Annotated in this window: 9 protein-coding genes; all 9 read left to right on the top strand. The window is 61.2% G+C overall.

Going from position 1 to position 13,405, the window contains the following annotated elements:
* The first annotated feature begins 161 nt into the window (after positions 1-161).
* Complete coding sequence (locus NKI58_RS29650) at positions 162-2,438, top strand: PAS domain S-box protein (protein ID WP_352708787.1); 2,277 nt, start codon at positions 162-164, stop codon at positions 2,436-2,438.
* Between the two features lie 1,423 nt (positions 2,439-3,861).
* On the top strand, positions 3,862-4,869 hold the full coding sequence (locus tag NKI58_RS29640; protein ID WP_352594645.1) for a LacI family DNA-binding transcriptional regulator: 1,008 nt from the start codon (positions 3,862-3,864) through the stop codon (positions 4,867-4,869).
* A gap of 262 nt (positions 4,870-5,131) precedes the next feature.
* A complete protein-coding gene (locus tag NKI58_RS29635) occupies positions 5,132-5,923 on the top strand; it encodes a 3-methyl-2-oxobutanoate hydroxymethyltransferase (protein ID WP_352594587.1) in 792 nt (263 codons plus the stop codon).
* Positions 5,924-5,930: 7 nt separating this feature from the next.
* Positions 5,931-6,935, top strand: a complete 1,005-nt coding sequence (locus NKI58_RS29630; RefSeq protein ID WP_352594585.1) for a sterol desaturase family protein — start codon at positions 5,931-5,933, stop codon at positions 6,933-6,935.
* A gap of 105 nt (positions 6,936-7,040) precedes the next feature.
* On the top strand, positions 7,041-7,982 hold the full coding sequence (locus tag NKI58_RS29625) for a substrate-binding domain-containing protein (RefSeq protein WP_352594583.1): 942 nt from the start codon (positions 7,041-7,043) through the stop codon (positions 7,980-7,982).
* Between the two features lie 67 nt (positions 7,983-8,049).
* A complete protein-coding gene (locus NKI58_RS29620; RefSeq protein WP_352594581.1) occupies positions 8,050-8,376 on the top strand; it encodes a MocE family 2Fe-2S type ferredoxin in 327 nt (108 codons plus the stop codon).
* 569 nt (positions 8,377-8,945) lie between these two features.
* On the top strand, positions 8,946-9,983 hold the full coding sequence (locus NKI58_RS29615) for a YncE family protein (protein WP_352594579.1): 1,038 nt from the start codon (positions 8,946-8,948) through the stop codon (positions 9,981-9,983).
* A gap of 1,222 nt (positions 9,984-11,205) precedes the next feature.
* A complete protein-coding gene (locus NKI58_RS29610) occupies positions 11,206-12,348 on the top strand; it encodes an MFS transporter (protein WP_352594643.1) in 1,143 nt (380 codons plus the stop codon).
* An 802-nt stretch (positions 12,349-13,150) separates the two neighbouring features.
* On the top strand, positions 13,151-13,342 hold the full coding sequence (locus NKI58_RS29605) for a DUF6494 family protein (RefSeq protein WP_023679340.1): 192 nt from the start codon (positions 13,151-13,153) through the stop codon (positions 13,340-13,342).
* Positions 13,343-13,405: the final 63 nt, after the last annotated feature.

The raw sequence follows: 13,405 nt of genomic DNA, 5'->3' as shown, positions 1-13,405 counted from the left end.
AACGGCAAGGCTTGGCGCTCCTCGTCCTGCTGGTGCAAGCGCTTCCCCACCTCCGCACCGTACTGCGGTCGGATTCAGCATCTTGCCGGAACTCACGATAATCGACATTCTTGCCTGCCCGACGGCCAGCGTTCCGACGGGTCGTCACGGAGCGCCCGCCCTTGCAAGAAGACGACGCCGAAAACGCATTCCAAGAGGCGATCCTCGCTTCGGTGGTTCGCTCATCGCTCGACTGCGTGATCGTCACGGACGAAGCCGGATTGGTTGTGGAATTCAACCCAGCGGCCGAGGCGACCTTCGGCTATTCGCGCGCTGAAGCGGTCGGCAGACAGATCTCGGAGCTCATCGTCCCGCCGCATCTGCGCAAGGCGCACGCAAACGGGCTTGCGGCATATCTTGCGGGTGGCGCCCCGCGGTTGCTCGGGCGTCGAACAGAGCAGACTGCCATGCGAGCGAACGGCACCGAGTTTCCGGTGGAACTAACGATCACCGAAGCCCGGAGCGGCAAACGTCGTTTCTTCACGGCGAGCTTGCGCGACCTGTCGCAGCGCCACGCTGCCGACGCCGCTCTGCGTGCCAGCGAAGCCCGGTTGGCGGCGTTCATGAAGCATGCTCCCGTAGGCATGTACCTGAAGGATACCGACGGGCGCTATCTGATCGCCAATCCCGAAATGGGAAAGGTCTTCGGCCGGCCGGCCGAGAGCGCGATCGGATTAAGCGCGGCCGACATTTTCGGACCCCAGGAGGCCGCGATGATCGCGGAAAACGATCGCCGCGTCCTGGAATCGGGACAGGCGATTGCAATCGAGGAATTTCTAAACAACGCGGTCGACTATGCCTGGAGCCTTGTCGTCCGCTTTCCCGTTCTGGGGGCCGATCAGCAGCAGGCGCGCATCGGCGGCTTCGATATTGACATTTCCGAGCAGAAGCGCGCGGCCGAGCGCCTGCTGCGAAGCGAGCGGCGCTTCCGAGACCTCACTCACCATCATCCGGTTCCGGTCGTGTTCATAGACTCGCGAACGAGGCAGCTGATTAGCGCCAATCCCGCCTTCCGCGAGATCATGGGCATAGGCCCGGATGACGAGGACCGCTTCCGGCAGCACCGCTGGTTCGCCACACGGGAAGACTATCGGCGCCTCAAAGCCCTGTCACGTCAGCAGCCGCGCGCCGACGGCGTGGAGGCTCAACTTCGGCGTCTGGACGGCTCCGCGTTTCCCGTGTCGCTGAGTTGGCGCCACATCGAGATGGACGACCGACCGGTGATCGTCGGCAGCATTCTTGATCTCACCGCAACCAAGGCGGCTGAAGCCGAACTGGCGCGGTCGCGCGAGGCATTGGCGCAGAGCGAGCGGCTCAACGCACTTGGTTCGCTGCTTGCCGGCGTCTCGCACGAACTCAACAACCCCCTGGCGGTCGTCGTCGCGCAGGCCCAGTTGCTGGAAGAATTTGTAGCCGGAACCGCCCACGCACAGCGGGCCGGCAAGATCAGGCTCGCCGCCGAGCGCTGCGCGCGCATCGTGAAGACCTTCCTGGCAATGGCGCGACAACGCCAGCCGGAGCGCCGCAGTATCGACGTCAACGATCTGATCCGCGCGGTTCTGGATATCGCCGGCTACGGTTTGCGCACGGCAGGCATCGAGGTGCAATGCCGGCTCGCCGAGGGCCTGCCGCCTCTGGAACTTGACCCTGACCAGATGCATCAGGTGTTCTACAACCTGATCGTCAACGCGCAACACGCCCTGCAGGAGATACCGGGACCGCGGCGGATCGAGATCGAAACGGCGCTTGAAGGCAATGACCTCCAGATCGTGATCGCCGACAATGGCCCCGGTGTGCCCGCCGAGATCCGGAATCGCATTTTCGATCCGTTTTTTACCACCAAGGCTCAGGGTGCGGGCACCGGGATCGGGCTCGCTTTCTCGCTCGGCGTGGTGCAGTCGCACAATGGACGGCTGGCCCTGCTTGACCGTGCGGACGGCGCGCATTTCCGATTGCTTTTGCCGGTGGAGGCCTGCACTTCGTCAGATTCAGTCGAAGGTGTTGCGGCGCACTCGGTCGCGGGCATCGGTTGCACCGCCCTTGTGGTCGATGACGAGCGGGAGGTTGGAGAAACGATGGCAGAACTACTACAGGCTGAAGGTTTTGCCGTCAGGATCGTCGAGGACGGCGCCGGCGCCAAGGCAGCGCTGATGAGTGCTGTTTTCGATGTGATCTTTTGCGATCTGCGGATGCCGAACATCGACGGCCCCGCCTTGTTCGACTGGGCCTGTCAGGCAAGCCCGGGCATAGCGGAGCGATTCGTTTTCGTTACCGGCGACACGCTCGGCGGCGCTGCGGCGCGCTTCCTTGAACGGGCCGGTCGACCAGTTGTCGAGAAGCCGTTTTCGCGCGATTCCATCCGCCGGGCACTAAGCTCGTTGGCAGACGTTCCGCGCTAGCCAACGACCCTCTTTGCGCGCTGGCGCCTTCGGACAACACCGCAGCTTCAGCGAACACGCATCGCAGTCCAGCTTGCTCGCGCAATACCGCATAAAGCCTTCATCATCGACACTGCGTTGGCGCATGGGCTCTGATTATACCGCGATGGAGCGTCCTACGTCTCAATCGGGTCGACTCAAGCCCTAGCGCGAAGGTCAGGTTTGGAGAAGCGCCGGGAATGGCAGCTCCTGGCGCATTTGGGTCCTTATCGGCTGCCGGAGAGCCAATCGCTCTCGAGTGCAGGCACTCCAGTGGAGTCCAGACGTTGCATTGGACCCTCGACCTCTACAAAAGCACACTAAGCTTCCGGTCGGGCTACGACGGCATTCCGAAGCGATCGCTTCGGCGAGAAGTCGTCGTTCTCAATCGGGCGATGGGGATACATCGGCGAAGACGGCATAAGGGAGGATGGGCCAGACCGAGCCGACGGAAAGGTCGTAGCCAAGGCGTTGGAGCGGATAGCGCCTGGCCGGGAGGCCGCCGCCAGCCAGACTTACGCGGCGCGTCGTTGAGCGAGGTGAAGACCCGAACGGGCTCGACGAGGGTCCACGGCGGTCACAATGTTGTGGTGGTGATCGCAGTAGACGCGATCCGGCGAAGTTGGCCCAGCACAAAAACGATAACCGCCGGGTACAGAAGGGTCTTCGCTCACCGGGAAGCGGCACTGATAGAGGCCTAGCTGAATGAGGGGGACGTCTCGCGAAGTTAGTCTGATATTTTCAGGCATCATGATGGTTTCCTAGTTCACAGCAATTGCCGGCTGACGGCCGCAGTGCGACCCGTCAGGGGCGAGCTTCTCTCGTTTGGGAGGCTATGGATCACCATATGGTGTTGGCAGCACCGTCAATGAAGCCCGACGCCCTGCTTCTGAAGCCAATAGTTTGCGACTTAAGGCCACACCCATAAACGCATTGGCGATCTACCATCGTGTCCCCGAGGACCCGCCCGCCGCGGTTTGTTCGGCGGGGGTGGGCCTCCTATGAGACGCGCTCTGCCGACCCCCTCGTTCACAGTCCGGACCACCTCATGCCGGGCCGCTCTAGCCGCCAAAACCCAAATCACTCTAAAACGACCGAGTTCCGACCCCTTTAATAGATATGGGCATGATGGCTGGCTATCTCCGCGAGCGGCCTTGGACTGACGGTGTCCTTCGATGATTGTCGCGCCCCGCAGAGTGGCCGGGCTTCAATTTTCTCGTTCCCGGAATGCACGGGTAACCCAGAAGCCGACATTCTCAAAGCTCAGGAGCAACCGACAGCCGGACCGGTGCATTCGATGACGTAGATCCCTGGGATGGGCCCTTTGAGGAGTCGGCAAATCATCGGTCTTGGAAAAGCGGACTCGGCTGGCTAGGCTTCGGCTTCGTGACTGGGAGGTGACCAGATTCCAAAGCCCACCTTTCTTGACATCGCCCGCCGCGCCGGGGTTGGCACGGCGACGGTTGAGCGCGTGCTGAACGGCAGGGGTGGCGTCACGCCTGCCACTGTCGAGAAGGTCGTCGCCGCCGCTCGCTCGCTCGACTATCCTCGCCGCTTGCCGGAAGCTCATCACGGGGTGATCAGGATCGAGGTCATCCTGGTGCGTCCGGACGCCACCTTCTTTGCCCGACTGTCTCGCGCTTTCGAGCGCATCGCCGCGACGCTCGATCGTTCCATCGCCGTCCACCGCACCTTTCTCGACGAGGCGGACCCGGCGGCGATCGCCAGGCGCATCCTTGATCCGGACATGCGCCGCGCCGGCCTGATCCTCGCAGTTCCCGACCACCCGCTGGTTGGCGCCGCCTTGAGGAAACTCGAGGCCGAAAACATCCCGACCGTGCAGATTGTCACTGAGATTTCCGGCACCAGCGGGGCCTATGTCGGTATCGACAATTATGCCGCCGGGCGCATGGCAGGGCTGTTGTTGTCGCGCATGCAAAGGCGGCCAGGCAAGGTGGTGGCGGTCTGCCACAGCCAGATCTACCGCGTGCACCGCGACCGCGTGCGCGGCTTCTTCGACTACCTGATGGAGACGGCGACCGAACATTTCGAACCGATCGGGGCGCTGTTCGGCCATGACGATGGAGACCGCAACGCTGAGCAGCTTCTTGAAGCCTTGAAGCGCTGGCCGGACCTTGCCGGCCTCTATAATGCAGGCGGCGCCAATTCGGCGCTCAACGATGTCCTGCGCCGAAATCCGCTCGGACGCCAGGTCTTCTTCGTCGGCCACGAGCTCACCGAGCGCAGCGCCGTTGCACTTCGCGAGGGTACGATGGATGTCGTGCTCGACCAGGCACCCGAGGCGCAGGCGAGGCGAGCCATGGACCTCGTGCTGGCGACATTGAACCTGCACGACCTGCAAGTCGAAAACCCGCCGATCCGCTTCGTCACCTTCACTGCCGAGAACCTTTGATCTGATTTGATCAAGATAGAGCGAGCTTCGCCTCCGTCACGGTGCTAACTCCCTGCGAACGGACGGGGATCGCATATGAAGTTCGCCCCCTCATCCAGCCGCTTTGCATCCGCCTTCCCCGTTGGGAGAAGAGGCTGGCGCCAAGCGCAGACGATCTCCCTTTCCCCTCGAGGAAAGGTCGGATTGCCACAAATCGGATGGCAATCCGGGTGAGGGGGCATTCTTTCACATGCAATGGCGCTCCGCGAAGGGAGGACGACTAGTGACGAGACGGCTGACGGCCTACGATCTGAGGAGCGCCAAGGGCAGCCGCAAATGGCTGCAGCTTCACGTCGACACGCCGGCTGAGGCCGCCGCGGCTGTCGCCTGCAATATCGTAATCCTCTCCAGCGAGTCCGACCACAATCTGGAATTGATCCGTGAGGCGGCGCCTTTCGCCTTCTTGTCGGTCGGCATGCCGCATGGCGCGGTCGCCTCGCCCGACGAGGCGGTACGGCTCGGCTTTGACATGATCGAGCGCGGCGCCGACGCCGTCTATTGCTCGCATTCACCGCGCTTCATCGAGGCGATGGCGGCGGAGGGCATTCCGGTTACCGGCCATGTCGGCCTGGTGCCGAACCGCGCTACTTGGACGAATTTTCGCGCCGTTGGAAAGACCGCCGAAGAAGCCTTCAAGGTGCTCCGCGCGGCCAAGGACCTTGAGAATGCCGGTGCCGCCTGCATCGAGGTCGAGGTCGTGCCGGTGCGGCTTGCCGATCACATCACGCGCTCGACCCCACTGATCACCATGGGCATGGGCTGCGGCAGCGCCTGCGACACGCAGTACCTGTTTTCCAGTGACGTGCTCGGCACCCACACCGGTCACTATCCGCGCCACGCCAAACGCTATGCCGATTTCGTGACACTAGACGCCGACCTGCAGGAAAAGCGCATCGCCGCCTTCCGCGCCTTCGGCCGCGATGTGACAGCCGGCGCCTATCCCGAAGCGAAGCACCAGGTCGACATGGACGATGCCGCCTATGACCGCTTCCTCACCCTTTCCCAATCCCTGTGAGATCGACATGGACGACCTGAAATACGGCACGCGCAACAAAAGAGGCGACTGGGCTCCGAGCGAGCCGGCAGGCACCGCGCCGCTGTTCGCCTTTCCGCCTCGTCCGCTGGCGCTGCTGAAATGGCTGCCGCACTATTTCCTGCCCTACAATCTGCTGTTCGCGCTCTCGGCGGTCGCGTGGTGGCACTACGTGCTGCCCGACGTCGAGGTCATGAAGACGCTGAGCGTCGGATGGATCTTCAGGCTCTTCCTCGTCAACTGCGCGGCGCTGCTTGTCTTCTTCGGCGTCTTCGAGCTCCGGCTCTACATTTTGAGAGTCCAGGGCAATCGCTTCAAATACAACGGCAAATGGCCCTCCGAGCAGAAGAGCAAGGCTTTCTTCTTCGAGAACCAGAACCTCGACAACATGCTGCGTACCTTCGGCACCGGCATGCCGATCTGGACGGCGATCGAGGTCGCGATCCTCTACGCCTATGCCAATGGCTACGCGCCGTGGCTGACAGTCGCCGAGCATCCCGTCTACCTGTTTTGCCTGGCGCTGGTAGTGCCAATCATCCACGAGACGCATTTCTTCTTGCTGCACCGGGCAATCCACTGGCCGCCGCTCTACAAATGGGTGCATTCGGTGCACCACAACTCCGTCAACCCGTCGCCCTGGTCGTCGCTGTCGATGCATCCCGTCGAGCAGTTCGGTTATCTCGGCGTTGCACTCTGGCACCTGGTCATCCCGTCGAACCCGCTGCTTGCGCTCTACCAGCTCCACTATGCCGGCTTCGGCGCCATTCCCGGTCATGTCGGCTTCGACAAGGTCGAACTCGGCGAGGACACCAGCATCGATAGCCACGCCTACATCCATTACCTCCATCACAAATATTTCGAGGTGAACTACGGCGACGGCCTCATCCCGTTCGACCGATGGTTGGGCACTTTCCACGACGGCAGCAAGGAAGGCGAGGCCCGCATGCAGGCCCGCTACGAGAAGAAGAAGGCGCGCGCCAACGCCGCCCAATGACAGCCCGATCAGACAGCCGAGCGAGGCGTCCGCGCAAGCCATCCCGCAAGGGCCGGAAGTCGAAGGAGGGGTGAACCGGCACTCCATCCACAAGGGAGGAAAACCGTGAAGAAGCTTTTCATTTCGACCGCGTTGGCGGCCTTGATGTCGACCAATGCGATGGCTGCAAAAATTGGCGTCAGCATCGTCAACTTCGACAACAATTTTCAGACGTTGCTGAGGGACGGCATGCAGGCCCGCGCCAAGGAGAAGGGCGCCGGCATCCAGGTCGAGGACGCGCAGAATGACGTCGCCAAGCAACTCGACCAGGTGAAGAACTTCATCGCCACCGGTGTAGACGCCATCATCGTCACGCTGGTCGACACCAATGCGTCAAGGACGCTCAGCGAGGAAGCTGCCAAGGCCGGCATCCCACTGGTCTTCGTCAACCTCGAACCGTCAGACATGGCGAATCTGCCGGAGAAACAGGTCTATGTCGGCTCTAACGAGGTGGAGTCCGGCACGCTGGAAGCGTTCGAGGTGTGCAAGATGCTGCGCGCCAAGGGCAAGTCGGCAGGTGCCAAAGCCTACATCGTCATGGGCAGCCTCGTCCACCAGGCGGCCCTGCAGCGGACCAAGGATGTCGAGCAGATCTTCGGCACCGACATGTGCAACTTCATCAAGATCGTCGACAAGCAGTCGTCCGAATGGTCGCGCGACAATGCCCAGACCCTGATGACCAACTGGTTGACCGCCGGCGGCGCGCCGGACGCCGTCATCGCCAACAATGACGAATCCGCCATCGGTGCCATCCTGGCGCTCAAGGCCAACGGCGTCGACATGAAGAACGTCGTCGTCGGCGGCATCGACGCCACACAGGACGGCTTGCAGGCGATGAAGGCCGGCGATCTCGCGGTCACCGTGTTCCAGAACGCCAAGGGCCAGGGTGGCGGCGGCGTCGACGCCGCACTCGCGCTGGCCAAGGGCGAGAAGGTCGAACGCGTCGTCTACGTGCCGTTCGAACTGGTGACCTCGGCCAACGCCGCCGACTACCTCGACAAGAACTGATCCCAGGACCGGAGCCTCCGGGCGGCATTGCCGTTCCGGAGGCCGACCGCAACTCATAGAGGAAAAAATGTCCAGCTGGATCACGGTCTGCGGCCTCGACGATATCGAACAGGAAGGTGCCCGCCGTTTTGACCATGAAGGCCGTACCTACGCCATCTTCCGCTCGCCCTATGATGAAGTGTTCTGCACCGACGGCCTATGCACGCACGAAGCGGTACACATCGCCGACGGACTGGTCATGGATTACGAGGTCGAATGCCCCAAGCACGCGGGCGCCTTTGACTATCGCACCGGCGCGGCAAAGCGGCTGCCGCCTTGTGTCAATCTCAGGACCTATCCTGCGAGGGTCGAAGAGGGCTCCATCCTGGTTGCGATGCCAGTGACAGGAGCCTGAGGCTTGGTGGGGCAGTCGACCTGCTCCCGTACCGCTTCGGTCAGTTAACTACTATGCAAGCGGCGTGCCTAAATGTGCGCTTCCGACTATTTCTGCCTGAAAACTGCCGGTCCGCTATTCGGCCCAAAACCGCCAGGCGGCAACGCGCCTGATATCGCACTTTGAGATCAGCTTTGCCGTTTCCTGAAAACTGACATCGCAGGCGACCCCACTGGAGGTCATGGTGGCGCCATTTGCCGACCTTCATTGCGTTTCTCCAAACCTGCCGTTCGCGCTACAGCCTGATACGACCATCAGCGGGCATGGCTGCGTCCTTGGCTCCGCGCTATCAGTAATCAGTGCCGCTATCGCTTGGTTACGTCATGGTAAAAATCTGATGCTGGACATCAGAGGTCGAACGGTCGGAGTCGACCACCCAAAGCCGAAGTTCTATCCGCGACACTATCCAATTGCCCGTCGCTTGTAATCAAGAGGTCATTGGCCTAATCTGAACTGAGGGGATGAGCAGTCTCCCCGTCAGACGGCTTCCGTCCAAGCACTGCGCAAGATCCTATTGAGGGATGGCGCGCGTGAATGGTACGTTCCTTTCGATTGCACCTCACTTATTGTCGCGAATTGTCGCAACTGCTTTGATGGCTGCGGCAAACCTGCCGGTTGCGACGTTTGACGCTGCGGGCCAAGGCACGGAGCCGCCATTACGGCTCGAGGCCAGAATCCCACTCGGAGATGTGCGCGGCCGCATCGATCACATGGCGATCGATTTAAAGAGGCGGCGCTTGTTCGTTGCAGAACTCGGCAACAACAGCATGGCGGTGGTCGATCTCACCCATCGAACCGTGCTTCGCACAATCAAGGGATTACGGGAACCACAAGGTGTCGCCTACCTGCAAGGGACCGACACCCTGTATGTCGCGAATGCCGGCGACGGCTCGGTTCGATTGTTTCGAGGAGCCGATTATGCCGCTATCGGGAAAGTCGACCTAGGGGAAGATGCCGACAATGTTCGCGTGGATAGCGCGACCAATCGGGTCTTTGTAGGGTATGGCAGCGGTGCGCTGGCTGTCATCAATCCCACGACTAACCGGAAAACCGGCGATGTGCCGCTAAAGGCGCATCCCGAAAGTTTTCAGCTCGACGCGAGGACGAGCCACGCCTTTGTGAACCTGCCGGACATACATTCAATCGCGGTCGTCGACCGCACATCACTGGCTCAAATCGCAACCTGGCCGACCGCCGGTTTAGCCGGTAATTTTCCGATGGCGTTGGACGACCCTCACCAGCACGTCCTTATAGCTTTTCGCCACCCTGCGTGGCTCGGCATCTTCTCCATGGGAGACGGTTCGCTCGTCGCGACTGCGAAGATTTGCGGTGATGCCGACGATGTTTTCGTCGATTCGAAACGGCAGCGAGCCTACATCAGCTGCGGAGACGGATTCATTGACGTGATGGATACCTGGGACCCGCCATATCGACGCATCGCGCATATTCCGACTGTGTCCGGTGCACGCACTTCGCTCTTTGTTCCCGCGCTTGACCTGCTTCTTCTCGCGGTTCGAGCGAGCGGAGAGCAGCTGCCGGCAATCTGGGCGTTTCGTCCAACACCTTGAGGTGCGCACCCGTGTGGACGACACGCTCCAGATTGCCAATCGTTTTCCTGTTGAGCTGCACACCGATTGCCTATTCGGGCCGGGCGGAGATGCTTCAATGGCCAGGACCTCTAAGCCCTCAATTTCTTGCATCACGTTTCCAGCGATACCTTGCAAATCGCCGTACATGCCGACGGTCGACTCGATTACGCCTTGTTGGATGATGCTGAGCTCTATTGGATCATGCAAAACGGCATAAAATGACCGGGATGCCTGCGTTTGGTCCAACGCACAACCAGGAAGAGCTATGGGCGATGGTGGCCTTTACCCGACGTCTTCCAGAGATGTCGCAATCGGAATACGAGAAAATCACCGAAGCCTTTGAAGGGCATCATCAGGCTGGAGGTGAAGACGTGCACCGGCTGCGTTTCGCAAGTGAGTCGTACAGGGACTGCGGAAGGGCGGTCGTGATCGCTGTCCGGTCGTGAGGACGAAGGGCCGCCTGATCCTCGGCTGTAGATCGTGTTCGCGCATCAGGTGACGAATCTTCCCTGCCGCGCAGGGCGGTGACGCTTGATAGCCAGGTTCGAATTTGTTGCGGAGGGCGCTGCTGGGATCACCGGTCCTAACTTGGTAAGACGTGGGTAGGTTGGATTGTCCGGTTCAATTGGTCATGACTGCGACGCAACGTCCGCTTCCGAGACCGCGATCTGACGGAACTTCTTCCGCGATGGCAGCCTTCTTTTCAAGTTGCGACAGACGCAGGACCTCTTCGAGACAGAGCGCGCCGCCATCTCCGTTGCCGACCGTCCCGCGCCGCGAATTCACGCGGGCCAACTCGAGGACGACCTGAGGACAACCGGGGCGACGCGCGTTGGTGTGTATGACGATCGGCACGGTGAAGTGGGTGGAGCTTGGTGTCCGCACGCCCTGTATGCAAGGTCACGGGCAGGTTCTGCCCCTATTCCCGACCTTGACAGCCAAGCGCAATATGCGCCAGTTGCGTCTTCGGTCGTTGCAAGCCGTTGACACGATATGATTCAGCATTGTTGGGCAGCAGCCTGAGGATTGAAACCGATATTCACCTCGTTGGAAGTCTAACGCGACTCCGTCATGATCTTCCGGCCCTGTCGAGCGACGCTGCCAAAGCCGTTGACGCCAACGCAGGTGATGAGGGCAGGCTAGATCAGTGCAGCAGATCCGCCCGGCGACTTATCTTTTCGCGGCCCGAGCCTTGCGCGACATGGGCGACGGCTTCGTGGCCGTTCTGTTGCCGGTCTATCTCCTCGCATTAGGCTTCGCGCCTCTGCAGGTCGGCATCATTGCAACCGCATCGCTGCTCGGTTCAGCGCTCTTGACCATCGCCGTCGGACTCCTTGGTGCCCGACACGATCACCGCCAACTCCTGCTTGCCGCCGCCAGTCTGATGGTCGCCACGGGTGTGGCCTTTGCTGTGGTCCACGACTACGCGCTGCTTTTGGTGATCGCCTTCGCAGGCACCATCAATCCGTCGGCCGGCAGCGTCAGCGTATTCGTGCCCTTAGAGCATGCCGTGCTCACACGCGAAGTCACCCACGCCGCGCGGACCAAGATGTTCGCGCGCTACAGCCTTGTGGGTGCGCTCGCAGCCGCGGTTGGCGCGCTCGCTTCGGCGACACCTGATCTTCTGGCTCCAGCCGGCCTCGATCAACTCACCGGCATCAAGGCGATGTTCGTGCTCTATGCGTTGCTGGGCCTGCTCGGCGGTCTCCTTTACGCGCAGATCCCGCAGCGCCGTCCAACGTCGGACCCTGGCAGCACGTCCGCGCTTGGCCCCTCGCGGAATATCGTTTTCAAGCTTGCGGCCCTTTTTAGCCTTGATGCCTTTGCCGGCGGCTTCCTCGTCCAGTCGCTGCTTGCCCTGTGGCTTTTCGAAAAATTCGACCTGTCGCTTTCGGAAGCGGGCTTTTTCTTCTTCTGGTCCGGCGTCCTTTCGGCGTTCTCATTCCCCGTTGCCGCCTGGCTGTCGCGGCACATCGGACTCATCAACACGATGGTGTTCACACACATTCCGTCCAGCATCGCCCTGATGCTGGCGGCGCTTGCGCCGACGCTCCCTCTGGCGCTCGCCCTGCTGCTGATCCGTGCCGCGCTTTCGCAGATGGACGTCCCGACGCGCTCATCTTACGTCATGGCGGTCGTCACGGAGGCGGAGCGGGCAGCCGCCGCGAGCTTCACATCGGTCCCGCGCAGTTTGGCTGCCGCAGCCAGTCCCGCCCTGGCGGGCGCTCTGTTCGCTGCCTCGTTCCGGGCATGGCCCCTCCTCATCTGCGGCACACTCAAAATCATTTATGATCTGCTGCTGCTGATGCAGTTCCAGAACGTCAAGCCGCCAGAGGAACGCTGATATTTCTTGAGCGGGAGGGGTCAATCGCGAAGGCAAATGTTGGAAAGGTCGTCGATCACTTCGGCTCTGACTCCGGACTTGTCGAATGCCTAATGTGACCCGACATCCTCGACGCGATGCCTGCAGACCATCACCCGCTGCGCAGCAGACAACGAAAGTCTCCGCTGGGCTCTGCCGATCAGGTAGGCCGTGCTTTGTAAAAGCGGCACCAACCATCGGGGCTGATTTCACCCGCGACAATCTCGGATGCATTCGGCTTCAGGAAATGGGTGCACCCGGCACAGCGGCGACCTTTGTTTGGAACATCCTAATAAAGCGCCACAGGCTTTGGGGTTGTTTCGGCGCCGCGCGCCGCAGGCTGACCTGTCATGCAGGAAGGACACCTGCACCGGCAAATCGCCGCGCCGGTCATCGACACCTTAAGAAATTTCCGGCGAGACAGCGCTTGCCCTGGCTCACGTTGTGCCGACCCGCAATTTATCTCACCGCGATCTTCTTTAATGATCTTTCCTCTCAATCGAACCCAAAGAAGCGCCGAGTGCTGATCAGATCGATTTGAGGTACTCGATCAGATCACTCTTTTCCTGATCGGTCAGATCAAGGCCGAGATGGCCGTCATCGTGCTCCTTCTGCGCAAGACGTCGATCGGTTCCACTCCTCCTGCCAGGGGTCGATCAAGTTTAAGGACCCGACGTCTCCTCCCGGCTCGAGGTCTATTTCAATAAAACCGTAGGTCACCGTCCTGCTTCCTTGATCCCTTGCCTTCCCTTACAATCCCTTCCGGACACAGAGGAGTTCCGCCATGAGCGAAGACGCCGTCAACATGTCGATCCGCAAGTTCCTGAAGGAAGTCGGCGTCACCTCCCAGCGCAAGATCGAGGAGACGGTGCGCGAAGGGCAAATCGGCGGCAAGAAGCTGAAGGTCCGCATGACGCTGACGGCGGAAGGCACCGGCCTCAACCACGTGGTGGACGGCGAGATCGAACTTCCATAAGCCGGGCGAAGCGACCTAGCGAAACGTCCGACGCGGCCGAAAGCGGTCGAGACGGATCAGCGG

The sequence above is a fragment of the Mesorhizobium sp. M0522 genome, assembly GCF_040321085.1.
Classification (GTDB): Bacteria; Pseudomonadota; Alphaproteobacteria; order Rhizobiales; family Rhizobiaceae; genus Mesorhizobium.
Note: the sequence above shows the minus strand (reverse complement) of the source record. Positions and strands in the feature narration are given on the sequence as shown.

What these genes read in the sequence shown, in the direction of transcription:
- NKI58_RS29605 (WP_023679340.1), top strand. Translation starts at nt 13,151, where the DNA reads ATGAGCGAAGACGCCGTCAACATGTCGATCCGCAAGTTCCTGAAGGAA.
- NKI58_RS29610 (WP_352594643.1), top strand. Translation starts at nt 11,206, where the DNA reads ATGGGCGACGGCTTCGTGGCCGTTCTGTTGCCGGTCTATCTCCTCGCA.
- NKI58_RS29630 (WP_352594585.1), top strand. Translation starts at nt 5,931, where the DNA reads ATGGACGACCTGAAATACGGCACGCGCAACAAAAGAGGCGACTGGGCT.
- NKI58_RS29620 (WP_352594581.1), top strand. Translation starts at nt 8,050, where the DNA reads ATGTCCAGCTGGATCACGGTCTGCGGCCTCGACGATATCGAACAGGAA.